Raw genomic sequence first — 15816 nt, 5'->3', positions numbered from 1 at the left:
AGAATGAAACACTACACTAGCAGCCTGTCGGACTTGGCCGATCGTAGCGAGGTAAAGTCCGTTTTGAGGCAGTTTTTGAGCTCTTTTGAGGCAAATAGTGGTTCTATTTAACGAAAAATGACCAAAATCGGCTTTTCCGCAGTAGATCAGTGGTAAGTCCGACAGGCTGCTAGGCAGGCCGGAGTAAAACGAAAACGAGTAGCGGGTGTGTTTTGTAGCCTAGTGATAGGGTTGGACTTTTTGGAACGGGAAGGAGGGTCGTAAAGGGAGAGCTCGAAGAGAGTGGCTGGGGTAGGAGGATTCGAACCTCCGCATGCTGGAATCAGAATCCAGTGCCTTACCGCTTGGCGATACCCCAATACCGAAAGAGTGAGCCCGAGGGCGACTCCTGATACGCATCTTGCATGCGCAGTCTTGCAAATGAAACTCAGTGGCCGTTACAGCCGAGACTTTCAATCCCTTATTCTCCGATCGATTTTTAGTCGATCTGAGAATGGTGGCCATGGCAGCCGGGACTTTCGATCCCTTATTCTCCGATCGTTTTTAGTCGATCTGACATTGGTGGCCGTTACAGCCGGGACTTGAACCCCTTTATTCTCCGATCGTTTTTAGTCGATCTGACAATGGTGGCCATGACGGCCGGGACTTCAACCCCTTTATTCTCCGATCGATTTTTCAGTCGATCCGAAAATGGTGGCAATGGCGGGACTCGAACCTGCGACCCACGCATTATGAATGCGTTGCTCTAACCAACTGAGCTACATTGCCATATGGCAGGGGTAGGAGGATTCGAACCTCCGCATGACAGGATCAAAACCTGTTGCCTTACCGCTTGGCTATACCCCTACAGCCTTTGTAAAATCTTCGATCTCCCCGGGGGGAGATCTCCATTTATCAATACCGCAGTATTGAAAATGGTGGCCACGACAGTCGTGACTTTCGGTCCCTTTATTCTCCGATCAATCCTTCTGGGCGATCAAAAAATGGCGGCCGTTACAGCCGGGACTTCAACCCCTTTATTCTCCGATCGATTTTTCAGTCGATCCGAAAATGGTGGCAATGGCGGGACTCGAACCTGCGACCCACGCATTATGAATGCGTTGCTCTAACCAACTGAGCTACATTGCCTTGTCTGTCGAGGCGCGAATTATTCTCTGATTCTACTTAGTTGTCAACAGCTTGCCGGGGAAAAAATGTATTTACCCGGCTGGCCGTCAGACATTGAAACGGAAGTGCACCACATCGCCATCCTTGACGATGTATTCTTTGCCTTCCAGGCGCCATTTTCCGGCTTCCTTGGCACCCTGTTCACCGTTGAAGGCAACAAAGTCGTCGTAGCCGACGACTTCGGCGCGGATGAAGCCCTTCTCGAAGTCGGTATGAATCACGCCGGCGGCCTGAGGAGCTGTAGCGCCGACTTTAACGGTCCAGGCGCGAACTTCCTTCACCCCGGCGGTGAAGTAGGTCTGCAGGCCTAGCAGGCCGTAGCCAGCGCGGATCACGCGATCCAGACCCGGTTCTTCCATACCCAGGTCCTGCAGGAACTCGAGGCGCTCTTCATCGTCGAGTTCGGCGATCTCGGATTCCAGCTTGTTGCAGATGGCAACAACCACAGCACCTTCGGTGGCGGCCAGTTCGCGCACCTGGTCCAGGTGGGGATTGTCTTCGAAACCGTCTTCGGACACGTTGGCAATGTACATGGTCGGCTTGGTGGTCAGCAGGTGCAGGCTTGGCAGCAGCTTGTGATCATCTTCTGTCAGGCTCATGGAGCGTACCGGCTGGCCTTCGCCCAGATGCGGCAGCAGCTTTTCCAGCAGCGCCTTGGTGCGAACAGCGTCCTTGTCACCGCCCTTGGCGTTGCGGGTTACGCGCTGCAGCTGCTTCTCAACGGAGTCGAGGTCAGATAGCGCCAGCTCCATATTGATGATTTCAATGTCTTCCAGCGGGTGGATGCGGTTGGCGACGTGAATTACATTGTCGTCTTCAAAACAGCGCACCACATGGGCGATGGCATCGGTTTCGCGGATGTTAGCCAGGAACTTGTTGCCCAGACCTTCGCCCTTGGAGGCGCCGGCGACCAGGCCTGCAATATCGACAAATTCCATGGTGGTCGGAAGCACGCGCTGTGGCTTGACGATGTCAGCCAGCTTGTTGAGGCGCGGATCCGGCATGGGAACAATGCCTGAATTGGGCTCGATGGTGCAGAACGGGAAGTTCTCGGCGTCGATGCCGGCCTTGGTCAGTGCATTAAACAGGGTGGACTTGCCTACGTTGGGCAGGCCGACGATACCGCATTTGAAACCCATGGTGCTTGTCCTGTCAGTTAACCTTGGAAGCTGTGGAGCCCATTCATGGCGCGACCCCATTCCCCGGAAGTGGCTTCGGGCAGGTAGCGCAGGGCTTCATCGGAGGCGGCGAGGGTTTTGTCCCTTTCGCTACCGGGGGCCTTCTTCAGTACGAAGGCGGCGACCTGGCTACTGTGGCCGGGGTGGCCAATACCTAAGCGCAGGCGATAGAAATTCTTGTCATTGCCCAGGCGGGTAATGATATCGCGCAGACCATTGTGACCACCGTGTCCGCCGCCGTGCTTGAAGCGGGCGACACCGGGGGGCAGGTCAAGCTCATCGTGAGCGACCAGAATGGACTGAGCTGGAATCTTGTAGAACGTTGCCAGAGCCGCGACGGCCTGACCGCTCAAATTCATGAAGGTGTGGGGGATCAGCAGGTGGACTGGCTGGCCGTTGAGAATAATCTTGCCGTAGCGTCCGTGAAACTTGCGATCCGGTACCAGGGTGCAGTTATGCCAGGCAGCAAGCTGCCCGACAAAGTCGGCACCGGCATTGTGACGGGTCTGATGATAGTTGTCGCCCGGATTTCCGAGGCCTACGATCAGTTGGATCCTGTCATTCATGCCGGTACCTTGTTCGCAGCCTGTCGGGCTTTTTCGCAGTAGATCTGAGTTATGTCCGACAGTCTGCTAGACAGTCTTACTTGGCAGCTTTGGCGCCACGCGGAGCGTAAACGTAACCGATACCCTGATCGTGGTCACCGCCGCGACGCAGAGCAACGATTTCAACGCCTTCTGGCAGGCTGATGTCGGACAGGTGAAGAACCTTGCCGCCTTCAACGCTGCTCAGGTCGATCAGCAGTGATTCTGGCAGCTGGCCGGCGTTGCACAGGATTTCAGTGGTATTTTTCTCAACAGCGAACTTGGCAGACGCTTTGGCAGCGGCTGACTTTTCGAAGTTGACAAATTCCAGTGGAACCGTGATGCGGATGCGGCTTTCGTCGGTTACGCGCTGAAAGTCAGCGTGCAGTACCTGCGGGCGGGCCGGGTGGCGCTGCAGGTCCTTGATGATGACTTTCTGCTCTTCGCCATTCAGCTTGATGGTCAGAATGCTGGAGAAGAAAGACTGATCAGTCAGCTGCTTGTTCAGTTCGTTGCCATTAACGGTGATAGCGATAGGGTTCTTGTCGTTCTCGCCACCGTACAGGATGCCAGGCACGGAACCCTGTGCGCGTAGGCGGCGGCTCGCACCTTTGCCCTGATCCGCGCGGGATTCTGCTTCGATTACAAAATTAGTCATTTGATTATCCTTCAATAAATAAAAGCTGCAGACCTCGCGACCAAGGTGCTGCAGCATCGCTGTTGCCCTTGCGGGCATTAACACCGGTGCATTTGGCGCCGGTGCGGCTCAGGCAAATTCCGCTTAGCGGAACATTGCGCTGATGGATTCTTCGTTGCAGACGCGGCGTACCGCTTCTGCCAGCATCGGGGCCAGGGTAAGCTGGCGCACCTTTGAGCACTCCTGAGCTGCTTTGGACAGCGGAATGGTATCGGTAACCACCAGTTCGTCCAGTACGCTGTTGTTCAGGTTCTCGACCGCAGGGCCTGAGAGTACCGGATGCGTTATATAGGCGTAGACTTTGGCGGCGCCGTTGTCTTTCAGTGCCTTGGCTGCCTTGCACAGAGTGCCGGCAGTATCGCACATGTCATCAACCAGGATGCAGGTACGGCCTTCGACGTCACCGATGATGTTCATCACCTGGGATTCGTTGGCGCGTTCGCGGCGCTTGTCGATGATGGCCAGATCGCAATCCAGCTGTTTGGCGATAGCGCGGGCACGTACCACGCCGCCGACGTCCGGGGACACGACCATGATGTTCTCGAACTGCTGATCGACGATGTCGTCCAGCAGGACTGGCGAGCCGTAGACGTTATCCACAGGGCTGTCGAAGAAGCCCTGGATCTGGTCGGCGTGCAGGTCAACGGTCAGAACGCGGTCGATGCCAACAGCAGAGATCATGTCGGCGACAACGCGGGCGCTGATTGCAACACGGGCAGAGCGGGGGCGGCGATCCTGGCGAGCGTAACCGAAGTAGGGGATTACAGCGGTCACACGGCTGGCGGATGCGCGACGCAGTGCATCGGCCAGCACTATGAGTTCCATCAGGTTGTCGTTGGTAGGCGCGCAGGTCGGCTGGATAATGAAGACATCCTTGCCGCGGACGTTTTCCTGGATCTCTACGTTCACTTCACCGTCGCTAAAGCGACCGACGATGGCTTTGCCCATTGGGATATCAAGGCGCTCGACCACTCTTTGGGCGAGTTCCGGATTGGCATTGCCGGTGAAGACCATCATTCTAGACACGGCGAGCACCTTCTCGGTTGGTTCGGAGTTGGAATTCGAAGCTGACAGGGAGTATTTCATGAGTAAATGGCTGGGGTAGGAGGATTCGAACCTCCGCATGCTGGAATCAGAATCCAGTGCCTTACCGCTTGGCGATACCCCAGTATCTCTCCTTTGGAGTTGGCCTCCCGAAAGAAGGCGCATATTCTGCTAAAACCGGCTCGATAGGTCAAGCCCGAAGTGCAGTCAAAGGGAAACGAACAGCAAAATAACTGTCGTTGCCTGCTCAGGACGCGATCCACTCCTTGATGATCACCGTGATGGTCAGATCTTCGCGTCTGAGCGTAACGCGCTGTGGCAGCACGTACCCGCTGTCCGTTGAGTAGGCGGAATAATGTATCAACCACCCGCTCTGTTCAAGGTTTTCGAGACGATTTTCGCGAAAGATGGGGGTGTAGGTCAGGCCGGGTGCCGGCAGGCCGCGAATCCAGTAGGTCACCTGTTCGACCGGGAAACTCCAGCCCAGCAGGGACTGCAGCAGCGTTTCGGGGCTGTCCGAGGCGTAACGGCCTTCGCCGGCGATATCGATACTGACGCCGCCTGGTCCCCCCTCGATCAGGGCGCCGCCCTGGCCGAGGGGGCCGCTGATGGATATGCGGTAGGCCGGGGTCTGCTGCTGCCACTGCATGCGCGCACTTTGGCTGTCACCCGGAGTGCGGATGCCGACCTTGCTGTCGAGGGTCCAGTTTTGCAGTGCCAGCGCCTGTTGCTGGTATTGATCCCAGCTGCCGCTGGCGGGGGCCTGGATCTGATCGGCCTTGAAAGTGCTGCAGCCGGCCAGCAGGGTCAGCAGCAGGGTCAGTCCAAGAGCGCGCATCAGTTAATCCCAACTGCTCTGGCGGCTTCGCGCAGGTGTTCATTTTGCGGGTCTTCGCTCAGGTGCTGCTCCAGCAGTTCGCGGGCGCGATTCTGGCGTCCATCTGCCCAGTAGGCCCGGATCAGGTGGCCGGTGACTTCGGGGTCCGGGAAATTGTCGTAAGCACGCTGCAGGTATTCGATGGCCTCGGGGTAGCGTTCAAGGTTGAACAGCACCCAGCCCATGGAATCGAGTACGGCGGGGTCATCGGGTTTCTGCTGCAGTGCCTGCTCGATCAGCCGGTAGGCTTCATCGTAACGGTCGGTGTAGAGCGTCAGGGTGTAACCCAGGGCGTTCAGCGCACTGGCGTTGTCCGGCTCCATTTCGAGTACCTTGCGCAGGTCCTGCTCAATCTGCGGGAAGTTGTCCGGGTCTATCAGCATGGCGCGGGTGTACAGCAGGGTGACTTCATTGCCGAGCTCCGCCAGGCCCTGGTCGAGAATGGCCAGGGCGGCATCTCGCTGCTGGTGCTGGTTGAGCCATTCGGCCTGGAGTCCATAAAAGCGCGGCGCAAGTTCTGCATAGCGGGCGCGAGCGTTTTCCATAATCAGCTCAACGCGGGCCTGATCAGCGGGCCGGTCCAGCAAATTGAGGGTGCGGGCGTAGGACTGGAACAGGTTGGAACCATCGGTGACGCGGCTGTAATGCTCGATCGCCTCTTCATTGCGCCCCTCGGTCTGGGCGATATAACCCAGGTAAAAGTGAGGCTCGCTGTTGTCCGGGTTTTGTTCCAGCAACTGTTCCAGCAGGGTGCGACTCTGCCCCAATTGGTCATTTTCCAGCATCAGCAGGGCCAGGTAGTAATGCAACTGGCTGTCGTCCGGGAAGTGCTTGATCAGCTCGCGGGAGGCCTTGGCGGCCTGCTGTTGCTGGCCGTCGAGAAACAGCAGCTGCAGATGGAGCACCTGAATCTGGCGGTTGTCGCTCTGGCTTTTCAGGTAGGGGCGCAGCAGTTGCAGCGCTTCGGCCGAGCGGTCGTTGAGGCGCAGCAATTCCGCCTTGAGCATCAGTGCATCTAGATCGTCCGGGTCGAGCTGCAGGACTCGGTCAAAGTCCGCCAGAGCGGCGTCCGTCTTGTCGAGCTGCTTGAGCAGCTGACCACGGGCAAGCAGCAGGTAGCTGTCGTTCGGGGCTTTCTCCAGCTGGCGATCCAGCATGGCGATATAGCCCTCGAGCTGGCGCGGGCTCATGTTGCTGGCCTGGCCCACAAGCAATGCCAGTGCCTGGCGGCTGTCTTCGGCCAGAGCGCGCTCCATCAGCGGTAACGCTGCCTCGTAGTCACCTTCGTGCAACAGAAGGCCCGCGGCGAGCTGGTAGGGCTCGGGGTTATCGGGCTGCGCCTCTATCCAGAGTCTGGCGGCCTGCAGCATGTCATCCGAACGTTGCAGGTACTGGGCGATGCGGGTGGCGCGCTCGGCCACGGCCGGGTCGCGGGTCAGTTTGGCCTGCTGCAGATAGATGACGAGGGCGACATCAAACTGGCGTCGCTGGCCGGCAATCTCGGCCTGCAACAGCTGAAACAGGGATTCGCGGTTGAATTCGCCCGGCTGGTACTGCACCGGCTCCAGTACCACGGGGGCCAGAGGTTCAGTGGTAACAGGCTGGAAACTACAGCCCGCAATAGCGAGCGTGCTGATCAAAATGCCGAGCAGGGTTTTGTTCATAGGGCTTCAGGTCAGGTCCCTTGGAGTGTTGGCTCACTATAGAGGAAGCTTGGCGTTATTGTCATGCGTCAGTTTGGTGGCTGTTTGAATGGAAAGTTCAGATGGCTGGATTTTCTTCTTGGCGCCAAGAAGGTGTATTATGGCGCGCCTGAATATTTCACTGAGGTTCTGCAACGCTTCCATGGCTCTATTGGCGTTAGGTATCAACCACAAAACCGCCCCGCTCGAGGTGCGCGAGAAGGTGGCATTCGCGCCGGAGCAGCTGGTTGATGCCCTGGAGCATGCCCGTGCCTCCGGCCGCCTGAAGGAAATCGCCATACTGTCGACCTGCAATCGCACCGAGCTGTATTGCTCGACCGACGCGGCGGGCCTGGAGTCGTTACTGCAGTGGCTGGGGGACTATCACCACCTTGCCCCTGCCATGCTGACGCAGTGCATTTATGCACACTGGGATCAGGACGCCGCGAGCCACATGATGCGGGTGGCGAGCGGGCTGGACTCGCTGGTGCTAGGCGAACCGCAGATTCTCGGTCAGCTCAAGTCCGCTTATGCGCTGTCCCAGGGGCAGGGGCTGGCGGGGGCGGAGCTCGGCCGATTGTTCCAGCAGACCTTTGCCGTTGCCAAGCAGGTGCGTACCGATACCGCTATCGGCCAGAACCCGGTGTCGGTGGCCTATGCGGCGGTGAGTCTGGCTCAGCACATTTTTTCGGATCTTGGCAGTAGCCGGGCGCTGCTCATAGGTGCGGGCGAAACCATCGAGCTGGTAGCGCGTCATCTGAGCCAGGCTGGTGTGCGCTCCATGATCGTGGCCAACCGTACCCTGGGTCGAGCCCAGGCGCTGGCTGATTCCGTTGGCGGGCGCGCCATTGTGCTGGCGGACATTCCGCAGGTGCTGGCTGAGGCTGATATTGTGATTTCCTCCACCGCCAGCCAGTTGCCGATTCTCGGCAAGGGCGCGGTGGAAGATGCGCTGAAAAAGCGCAAGCACAAGCCGGTGTTTATGGTGGATATCGCAGTCCCGCGGGATATCGAGCCCCAGGTGGGGGATCTGGACGATGTTTATCTGTACAGCGTTGATGATCTTAAAGATGTGATCGAGGAAAATCAGCGCTCACGCGAAACCGCAGCCCTTGAGGCCGAAGAAATTATTGCCCGCGGCGCCCTGGCCTTTATGCGCCAGCTGCGCGAGCTCGATGCCGTGGGCACTCTAACGGCGCTGCGTTCGCGCGCCGAAACCCTGCGGGACGAAGCGCTGGAACAGGCCATGAAGCTGCTGCGCAATGGTAAGCCGGCCGATCAGGTGCTCGAGTTGCTAGCCAACCGCCTGACCAACAAGATGCTGCACTCGCCCACTATCCAGCTGCGCAAGGCCAGCGCGGACGGGCGTGAAGAGATGCTGCAGCTGGTACAGGAACTGTATCAGCTGTCCGACAGCGCTGACGCCAATTAACATGAACGCATTGGGGTGCTCCGCGCCAGACCGGCTCACCATGTGCCCTAACACTGATGCAGCTCGTGCAGGAGCTCTATCAACTGTCCTTACGGTTGACACTGAATAACATGAAAACATCGATACGCAACAAGCTGGAAAGACTCGTCGACCGCCACGAGGAAGTGGCCGCCCTGCTAAGTGATCCGGGTACGCTCGCCGATCAGAACCGTTTTCGCGAACTGTCGCGTGAATACGCTGAGCTTGAGCCCGTGGTGGAAAACTTCAATGCTTACCTGGGAGCCCAGGCGGATCTGGCCGAAGCCGAGCTGATGCTCGATGACAGCGATGCCGAGATGCGTGAAATGGCGCGCGAGGAGATCGGCGGGGTTCGTGTTCTCATCGAAGAACTTGAAGCGCAGTTGCAGATATTACTGCTGCCTCGGGATCCGAACGATAGCCGCAACGTCTTCCTTGAAGTGCGCGCCGGTACCGGCGGTGACGAGGCGGCCATCTTTGCCGGCGACCTGTTTCGCATGTACTCGCGCTATGCCGAGCAGCAGGGGCTGCGCATTGAAATCATCAGCGCCAGTGATGGCGAACACGGTGGATACAAGGAAATCATCAGCCGAGTGGTGGGTCAGGATGTATATTCCAGGCTCAAGTTTGAGTCCGGTGCGCACCGCGTGCAGCGGGTGCCGGAAACCGAGTCCCAGGGGCGCATTCATACCTCGGCCTGTACCGTCGCAGTGATGCCGGAGCAGGACGAAGTGGCGGAAATCGCCATCAACAAGGCGGACCTGCGGGTGGATACCTTCCGTGCCTCAGGCGCCGGTGGTCAGCACGTCAACAAGACTGATTCGGCTATTCGCCTTACCCATATTCCCACCGGTGTGGTGGTGGAATGTCAGGACGAGCGCTCGCAGCACAAGAACCGCGCCAGGGCCATGTCGCTGCTGGCGGCACGGTTGCAGTCGGCCGAGCAGGAGCGTCATGCCGCCGCCCAGGCCAGTACCCGCAAGAGTCTGGTGGGCAGTGGCGACCGTTCTGAACGTATCCGCACCTACAATTATCCCCAGGGGCGGGTGACGGATCACCGCATCAATCTGACGCTCTACAAGTTGGGTGAGGTCATGAACGGCGAGCTGAATGCCATCATCGATCCGCTGCAGCTGGAGTATCAGACAGAACAGCTCGGCGCGCTCTCGGAGGAATAAAATCGGATGCGTAACGCCAGGTTAGTGAGTATGCAGGGGTGAGTTTGACCATTGCCAAAGCGCTGCAGTGCGCCTCGCAGCTGGTCAGCAGTGACAGCCCGCGGCTGGATCTGGAGCTGCTGCTGTGTCACCTGCTCGATTGCGGTCGCACTTATCTGTTCATGCATCCCGAGCGGGAGCTTACAGCCCTGCAGGCGGCGGATTTCGATGCGCTGCTGCAGCGGCGTTTGGCCGGAGAACCGATAGCGCACCTTACTGGCCGCCGTGGTTTCTGGACGCTGGATCTGGAGGTCAACGCCGATACGCTGATTCCGCGCCCCGATACCGAAGCACTGGTCGAGCAGGCGCTTGAGCTGCTGCCTGACGGTGACTACCGGGTGGCGGACCTGGGCACGGGTACAGGCGCCATAGCGCTGGCACTGGCCAGCGAGCGCAGTCAGTGGTCACTCACGGGCTGTGACCGCATTGCCGGTGCGGTAGCGCTGGCGCGACGCAACGCGGCGCGCCTGGGGCTGAGCAATGCCCGCTTTGTGCAGGGCAGCTGGTTTGAGCCGCTGGATGGGCGCTTTGCGATGATTGTGAGTAATCCACCCTATATAGATCCCGCTGACCCGCATTTGGGGCAGGGAGATGTCCGCTTTGAGCCGCGCAGTGCGCTGGTTGCGGAGGAAAAGGGGTTGGCCGATATTCGCCATATCGCCGAGGGTGCGCGCACCGCACTGGAGCCAGGTGGCTGGCTGCTGTTTGAACACGGATATGATCAGGGTGAGGCGGTGCGAGCCTTGCTGGATGAATTGGGCTATTGCGAGCTTGCCACGCGGCTGGATCTGGGAGGGCGTGATCGCGTCACTCTGGGGCGCTGGCTACAGGAATCTGCAAGGAGTGACTGAATGCTGACAGACGAGCAGTTGTTGCGTTACAGCCGGCATATCATGTTGCCGGAGGTCGAAATTGATGGCCAGGAGGCCTGGCTCGGCGCCCGGGTATTGATTATTGGCCTGGGCGGGCTGGGTAGCCCTGTGGCAATGTATCTGGCAGCAGCGGGTGTTGGTGAACTGGTGCTGGTGGACGACGATGAGGTCGACCTGAGCAACCTGCAGCGCCAGATTGTGCACAGCACGCCGCGCATTGGCGAGGCCAAGGTTGAGTCGGCGCGCCAAACATTGATGGCACTTAATCCCGATATCCGTATCCAAGCGCTGTGCGAACGGATTTCGGATGAGCGTCTTGACGAGCTGGTAGCCAGCGCAGATCTGGTGCTGGATTGCTGCGACAATTTTGGCACCCGCTTTGCCGTCAACCGCGCCTGCGTTCGTCACAAGCGCCCGCTGGTGTCAGGTGCCGCCATCCGAATGGAGGGCCAGGTCACGGTGTTTGACGCCCGTCAGCCGGACTCGCCCTGTTACCAGTGCCTGTACCGTGATGGCGAAGATGAAAATTTAACCTGTTCAGAATCAGGCGTACTGGCACCGCTGGTGGGCATCATAGGTTCTGTGCAGGCGATGGAAGCATTAAAGGTGCTGGCCGGTATCGGTCAGCCGCTGGTAGGTCGATTGCAGCTGCTGGATGCCCGCAGCATGGAGTGGCGTACCTTGAAATTGAAGCAGGATCCCTCATGTCCGGTCTGTGGACAGACTGGCAAGGAGTAAAAGTTTTGAACGACGATAAAATAATTCGAAAGATTCTTGAGAGCAGTAAAACCATCGCCCTGGTTGGTGCCAGCCCAAGGCCGCACCGCGCCAGTCATCAGGTGATGGGGTACCTAATCGCCAAGGGTTATCGAGTGATTCCGGTCAACCCGACTGAAGTTGGCGTCAGCATTCTGGGTCAGCCGGTGCGGGCTTCGTTGTCTGAAATTGATGAGCCCATCGACATGGTGGACATCTTCCGCAACTCGGTGGATGCCGGCGATGCGGTGGATGATGCCATCGCCGTGCACGCCAAATCGATCTGGATGCAGCTGGGCGTGGTGAACGAGCCCGCCGCCGAGCGCGCCCATGCGGCAGGCATGGACGTCGTGATGGACCGTTGCCCGGCACTGGAAATTCCGCGGCTGAATCTGTGACCGGCAGATTTTCGCTTTTGGTGTCATTTACGCAGCATTTGCCTGCATAAGGCGCTTTTATAGTGGATTTTGCCTGGTTGTGTATGGCAGGGGCCGTAAAATAGGGGCTTTAATTCAGCCCAACGACAGGATAGACCGATGAGCCTAACTCGTATGGAAACCGGCCAGCGCATGAGCCGTATCGTGATTCACAATGACACTGTTTACCTGTGCGGTCAGGTGGCGGCGGATGCCAATGCGGATATCCGCGAGCAGACCAGCACCATGCTGGAAAAGGTCGACACTCTGCTGGCCCAGGCCGGCAGTGATCGCGAGCACCTGCTGTCCGCAACTCTGTACATCCGCGACATGAAAGACTTCGCCGCCATGAATGAAGTCTGGGATGCCTGGGTGCCTGAAGGCCATGCCCCGGCGCGCGCCTGTGTTGAAGCCCGTATGGCACGGCCCGAGTTGCTGGTTGAAATCTCGGTGGTTGCGGCGTTGAAGAAGTAAGCTTTTATCAGTGACCCACTGAAAGCGCCCAAGGGCGCTTTCAGTGGGTATAGGGACTTATTGACGGGTGGGCGGACCTGATCCGAGCAACCTGAAGCCTTCTTGAAAGATTGATGGATGCAACATTTTCTGTGAATTCAGGCAGCCCGAAATCGGCATTTTTCTAACACAAGGCGGAGACCTTTCTTGCTGTGTTCAGACAAGCAGGAAGGTGGCATAACCCGCAATCATCGCCATGGCAAAGATAACGGCGACAAACGTCATTAATAGCTCCAGTCTGAACAGCGAGCGCAGCAAGACTAGCTCGGTCAGGCTGGCTCCTGCACTGCCGATGATTAGCGCCAGTACCGTTCCTGCACCAACCCCTTTGGCAATTAGAGCCGCCGCCAGCGGTATCACTGCCTCGGCCCGGATATAAAGCGGCACGCCAATGACAGCCGCTACCGGGATGGCGAAGGGGTTGTCTGGGCCTGCATACTGCTCCAGCAGCGCGGTAGGCATAAAGCCGTAGATCACACTGCCAATCGCAATACCCAGGATCATATAGGGCAAGACGGCCAGAAAGTCGGCCCAGGCTTCAGGCCACAAGCCGCTGTACTTGCCGCTTCCGGGAGGTGATGCATCGGCTGGGTTGCTGTTGCAGCTGCTGGATTGAGAGCTTGCCGGTGCGTCAGAGGCGCTGGAGTTCACCATTGCCTCGCTGCTACAGATGCTGGTGCCACAGTCGGATGCAGCAGGTGTGGGGTTGCCGGCATTTCTGGCTCCACAGCCCGCCGTCACCTCCTTCGCCTCGCGACGCACAAAGCGCTCGAATCCCAACGTTTGCAGCAACCACCCAGCCGTCAGGGATACCAGAAGGGCTGCAAGAACGTAAATGGCCGTTAGCGTCCAGCCAAAGGTAGCAACGAGAAGGGCAACAATGATGGGGTTCAACAGCGGAGAAGCGAACAGAAACACCATCATGGGTCCAAAGCCGGCGTGAGCACGAATGAGCCCTTTGAGCATCGGTATGGTCGAGCAGCTGCAAAAAGGCGTGATAGCCCCGAGGCCAGCAGCCAGAGCGTAACCTCTGCGCCGGCGGGAGCTCAGCAGGGCTTCCACTCTGGATGGTGGGATATGTCGCTGGAGAGCGCCGACAAGCAAGCTGATACCAATAAACAAAGCCGATAGCTCGACAGCGAGAAAAGCAAACATGCCCAGGGCATCTTGCAGTTGAGATGGCATGCAATACTCCATGTTTCTAGAATAATCGAAATTACGAGAAGAGAGTATGTTGTCGCCTTCGGTTCTGTCAACTATAATTCTAGAAATTTCGAATTAATTGATTGGAGGATAGTCATGGAGCACGATGCGGTTGCAGCCAGCCTGGCCGAATTAGGCAATAGTCATCGACTGGCGGTGTTTCGGTTTTTAGTCAAGGCAGGTCATCAGGGAGCTTCGGTTGGGGATATACAGAAAGCGTTGGGTATTCCAGCCTCAACACTGTCACACCACCTTGCACGCATGGCCAAGGTCGGGCTGATTTTGCAAGAGAAGCGCAGCCGCACCATTATTTGCATACCCGAGTACCAACACTTGGAAAGCCTGATTAGTTTCTTGCGGGAAGAATGCTGTGCAGGTATTTCAGCTCGCTGAGGAGCCGCAATAATCTGCAGTCTCGCTACGTCACTGCCCAGTACCCGTATTGTTATCAGGTTTCAGGCTGTAATCGCGAGGACAAATCATCGGAGCCATCTGGGTGAGCGCGCCGGCTTGTCGACAGGAGCAGAGTCCTCTTTCTGTCACTTGATTGTTTGATCAAACATAATATCTGAGTACCCTCTTTTTAAGGCCCTGAATGCAGCCCTCGATCCTTCACGAACGCAATTACCTTACCTATCTGTGCGGCAGCCTGTTTTCGACCCAGGGAGTCTGGATTCAGCGCATGACGCTGGGCTGGATGATGTGGGATATGACCCACTCGGAAACCTGGCTGGGCCTGCTGGCCTTTCTGATGTTCTTCCCCGTGGTTCTGGTGGGGCCGTTGTTCGGTGTGCTGGTGGATCGCATTAACCGGCGCCGGGCAGCGGTGGTGATCAGTCTGCTGCTCAGTGCTCTGGGCGCAAGCCTGGCTGTGTTGGTCGGCGCCAGCCTGATTGAGCCTTTGTGGCTGTTGCTGTTTGCGCTGGTGATCGGCATGACCAACAGCGCCTATCAGGCGGTGCGGCTGTCGCTGGTGCCGGAGCTGGTCAGCGTGGCCAATATGTCCAGAGCGGTGGCGATCAACGCCATTCTGTTTAACAGTGCCCGCTTTATAGGTCCTATGATCGCCGGTGTGCTGATCAACCTGTACGGCGGTGCGGTGGCGCTGGCAGTGAGTGGTGCCTGCTATCTGCCCCTGACGCTGGTGCTGCTGTGCCTCAAGCTGGACGAGCAGGCTCGCAAGGATGCTAAAGGGCCGCAGCGGCGCTTTCTGGCGGATCTGCTGGCCGGCGTGCGTTACGCTCGCAGCGAGGCGCTGATAGTGCGCCTGCTGCTGGTAATCTGTTGTTCGGCGATACTGGGCCGTGGTCTGCTGGAAATTTTGCCGGCGGCGGTGGATGTGCTTTACGGTCGCGGCGTTGAGGCACTGGCCATGCTGACGTCGGCGGCGGGACTAGGCTCTATTGTCGCGGGGCTAATCCTGTCTGGGCTGTCACACGCACGTTTGCTGCCGGCGTTGCGCCTTGCTGCCATCGGCGCCGGTGCTGTGCTGATGCTGTTTGGATTGAATGAGCGTTTCGAGGTGGGTCTTGGGTTGATAATGCTGCTGAGCTTTTGCGCCACCGTCTGCGGCGTGGCGACCCAGTCACTGATCCAGGTGTCGCTGGATGGCGCCTACCGGGGGCGGGTGATGAGTCTGTGGGGCGCGCTTAATGTTGGCGGCGGCGCAGTGGGGGGCTTACTGTTTGGTTTGCTCACCGAGCACGGCGGCTACGGTCTGACACTGGTGCTGCTGGGAGCCCTTAATATTCTAGTGGCCTGGTATGCGACCGGTGGGGTGCAGGCGCGGGCGCCGGAATGATCGCTGTCGCCGCTGCCCGATTCAGCCCCTTGCCATTGCGATAGTTGAGACGAGATTAAGGTGACCCTGTTGGTCCCTGTTGGAGCCTGTGCAGGCTGGGGTATCAGAGCGGTTTGATGGCTTGTTACTTTCTTTGCTCGTGCAAAGAAAGTAACCAAAGAAAGCACGCCGGTACGGTTAACCCACATAGGTAACAGTTCAGTTCAATAACATGGGTAACACTTCTCTAGGCTTTAAGCGTCGACGAGGAGGTGCCTATGCCGTGGCTGGAGATGTGTCCTATGGATCAGAAAGTGCTTTTTATGGCGGATTATCTGCGTGGTGGCATCACCATGACGGCGCTCTGTGCGCGCTACGTT

15 protein-coding genes and 5 tRNA genes are annotated in these 15816 nt (G+C 58.1%); 8 read left to right on the top strand and 12 right to left on the bottom strand.

What is annotated here, in order from left to right; all coding sequences use genetic code 11:
- Positions 1 to 283 precede the first annotated feature (283 nt).
- The 11 genes from MPRO_RS01055 to MPRO_RS01005 form a co-directional block, all read right to left on the bottom strand.
- Positions 284 to 358 (bottom strand) — tRNA-Gln (locus MPRO_RS01055).
- Between the two features lie 333 nt (positions 359 to 691).
- Positions 692 to 768, bottom strand: a tRNA-Met gene (locus MPRO_RS01050).
- 3 nt (positions 769 to 771) lie between these two features.
- A tRNA-Gln gene (locus tag MPRO_RS01045) sits at positions 772 to 846 on the bottom strand.
- Positions 847 to 1051: 205 nt separating this feature from the next.
- Positions 1052 to 1128, bottom strand: a tRNA-Met gene (locus tag MPRO_RS01040).
- 86 nt (positions 1129 to 1214) lie between these two features.
- Positions 1215 to 2306, bottom strand: coding sequence for a redox-regulated ATPase YchF (ychF, locus tag MPRO_RS01035; RefSeq protein WP_067285994.1), 1092 nt, complete (start codon positions 2304 to 2306; stop codon positions 1215 to 1217).
- Between the two features lie 17 nt (positions 2307 to 2323).
- The gene (pth, locus tag MPRO_RS01030; RefSeq protein WP_067285991.1) at positions 2324 to 2911 is read right to left on the bottom strand and encodes an aminoacyl-tRNA hydrolase; all 588 of its coding nucleotides are present in this window, start codon (positions 2909 to 2911) and stop codon (positions 2324 to 2326) included.
- Positions 2912 to 2987: 76 nt separating this feature from the next.
- Positions 2988 to 3587 carry a 50S ribosomal protein L25/general stress protein Ctc gene (locus tag MPRO_RS01025; RefSeq protein WP_067286001.1) on the bottom strand — a complete coding sequence of 200 codons (600 nt, stop codon included), beginning with the start codon at positions 3585 to 3587 and terminating at the stop codon, positions 2988 to 2990.
- A 123-nt stretch (positions 3588 to 3710) separates the two neighbouring features.
- On the bottom strand, positions 3711 to 4652 hold the full coding sequence (locus tag MPRO_RS01020) for a ribose-phosphate pyrophosphokinase (RefSeq protein ID WP_067286000.1): 942 nt from the start codon (positions 4650 to 4652) through the stop codon (positions 3711 to 3713).
- 67 nt (positions 4653 to 4719) lie between these two features.
- A tRNA-Gln gene (locus MPRO_RS01015) sits at positions 4720 to 4794 on the bottom strand.
- Between the two features lie 123 nt (positions 4795 to 4917).
- The gene (lolB, locus tag MPRO_RS01010; protein WP_067285990.1) at positions 4918 to 5508 is read right to left on the bottom strand and encodes a lipoprotein insertase outer membrane protein LolB; all 591 of its coding nucleotides are present in this window, start codon (positions 5506 to 5508) and stop codon (positions 4918 to 4920) included.
- Positions 5508 to 7211 (bottom strand): tetratricopeptide repeat protein, encoded by a 1704-nt coding sequence (locus tag MPRO_RS01005; RefSeq protein WP_067285988.1) that lies wholly within the window; start codon positions 7209 to 7211, stop codon positions 5508 to 5510. Before MPRO_RS01005 ends, lolB begins: the two co-directional genes overlap by 1 nt.
- Positions 7212 to 7392: 181 nt before the next feature.
- Between MPRO_RS01005 and hemA the strand changes: the two genes are divergently transcribed.
- The 6 genes from hemA (at position 7393) to MPRO_RS00975 (ending at position 12414) form a co-directional block, all read left to right on the top strand.
- Positions 7393 to 8661, top strand: coding sequence for a glutamyl-tRNA reductase (gene hemA, locus MPRO_RS01000; RefSeq protein WP_067285998.1), 1269 nt, complete (start codon positions 7393 to 7395; stop codon positions 8659 to 8661).
- Positions 8662 to 8771: 110 nt separating this feature from the next.
- Entirely contained in the window at positions 8772 to 9857 is a 1086-nt protein-coding gene (gene prfA, locus MPRO_RS00995; RefSeq protein ID WP_067285996.1) for a peptide chain release factor 1, read from the top strand.
- A 44-nt stretch (positions 9858 to 9901) separates the two neighbouring features.
- Entirely contained in the window at positions 9902 to 10747 is an 846-nt protein-coding gene (prmC, locus tag MPRO_RS00990; RefSeq protein WP_067285986.1) for a peptide chain release factor N(5)-glutamine methyltransferase, read from the top strand.
- Positions 10748 to 11506 (top strand): molybdopterin-synthase adenylyltransferase MoeB, encoded by a 759-nt coding sequence (locus MPRO_RS00985; protein WP_067285984.1) that lies wholly within the window; start codon positions 10748 to 10750, stop codon positions 11504 to 11506.
- Between the two features lie 5 nt (positions 11507 to 11511).
- Entirely contained in the window at positions 11512 to 11922 is a 411-nt protein-coding gene (locus MPRO_RS00980; RefSeq protein WP_102136244.1) for a CoA-binding protein, read from the top strand.
- A gap of 138 nt (positions 11923 to 12060) precedes the next feature.
- Positions 12061 to 12414 (top strand): RidA family protein, encoded by a 354-nt coding sequence (locus tag MPRO_RS00975; protein ID WP_067285980.1) that lies wholly within the window; start codon positions 12061 to 12063, stop codon positions 12412 to 12414.
- Positions 12415 to 12609: 195 nt separating this feature from the next.
- Here MPRO_RS00975 and MPRO_RS00970 read toward each other — a convergent pair whose 3' ends face one another.
- Positions 12610 to 13638 carry a permease gene (locus tag MPRO_RS00970; protein ID WP_067285978.1) on the bottom strand — a complete coding sequence of 343 codons (1029 nt, stop codon included), beginning with the start codon at positions 13636 to 13638 and terminating at the stop codon, positions 12610 to 12612.
- 114 nt (positions 13639 to 13752) lie between these two features.
- On the opposite strand from MPRO_RS00970, the gene MPRO_RS00965 reads away from it, so the two are divergent.
- Positions 13753 to 14049, top strand: a complete 297-nt coding sequence (locus MPRO_RS00965) for an ArsR/SmtB family transcription factor (protein ID WP_067285976.1) — start codon at positions 13753 to 13755, stop codon at positions 14047 to 14049.
- A 202-nt stretch (positions 14050 to 14251) separates the two neighbouring features.
- On the top strand, positions 14252 to 15457 hold the full coding sequence (locus tag MPRO_RS00960) for an MFS transporter (protein ID WP_067285974.1): 1206 nt from the start codon (positions 14252 to 14254) through the stop codon (positions 15455 to 15457).
- The last annotated feature ends 359 nt before the right edge of the window (positions 15458 to 15816 follow it).

The sequence above is a fragment of the Marinobacterium profundum genome, from assembly GCF_001528745.1.
Lineage (GTDB): Bacteria > Pseudomonadota > Gammaproteobacteria > Pseudomonadales > Balneatricaceae > Marinobacterium_A > Marinobacterium_A profundum.
Note: the sequence above shows the minus strand (reverse complement) of the source record. Positions and strands in the feature narration are given on the sequence as shown.

Bases quoted from the DNA above. Each gene is read 5' to 3' on its own strand.
- ychF (WP_067285994.1), bottom strand. From the start codon at position 2,306: ATGGGTTTCAAATGCGGTATCGTCGGCCTGCCCAACGTAGGCAAGTCC.
- pth (WP_067285991.1), bottom strand. From the start codon at position 2,911: ATGAATGACAGGATCCAACTGATCGTAGGCCTCGGAAATCCGGGCGAC.
- MPRO_RS01025 (WP_067286001.1), bottom strand. From the start codon at position 3,587: ATGACTAATTTTGTAATCGAAGCAGAATCCCGCGCGGATCAGGGCAAA.
- lolB (WP_067285990.1), bottom strand. From the start codon at position 5,508: ATGCGCGCTCTTGGACTGACCCTGCTGCTGACCCTGCTGGCCGGCTGC.
- MPRO_RS01005 (WP_067285988.1), bottom strand. From the start codon at position 7,211: ATGAACAAAACCCTGCTCGGCATTTTGATCAGCACGCTCGCTATTGCG.
- hemA (WP_067285998.1), top strand. From the start codon at position 7,393: ATGGCTCTATTGGCGTTAGGTATCAACCACAAAACCGCCCCGCTCGAG.
- prfA (WP_067285996.1), top strand. From the start codon at position 8,772: ATGAAAACATCGATACGCAACAAGCTGGAAAGACTCGTCGACCGCCAC.
- MPRO_RS00985 (WP_067285984.1), top strand. From the start codon at position 10,748: ATGCTGACAGACGAGCAGTTGTTGCGTTACAGCCGGCATATCATGTTG.
- MPRO_RS00975 (WP_067285980.1), top strand. From the start codon at position 12,061: ATGAGCCTAACTCGTATGGAAACCGGCCAGCGCATGAGCCGTATCGTG.
- MPRO_RS00970 (WP_067285978.1), bottom strand. From the start codon at position 13,638: ATGCCATCTCAACTGCAAGATGCCCTGGGCATGTTTGCTTTTCTCGCT.
- MPRO_RS00965 (WP_067285976.1), top strand. From the start codon at position 13,753: ATGGAGCACGATGCGGTTGCAGCCAGCCTGGCCGAATTAGGCAATAGT.
- MPRO_RS00960 (WP_067285974.1), top strand. From the start codon at position 14,252: ATGCAGCCCTCGATCCTTCACGAACGCAATTACCTTACCTATCTGTGC.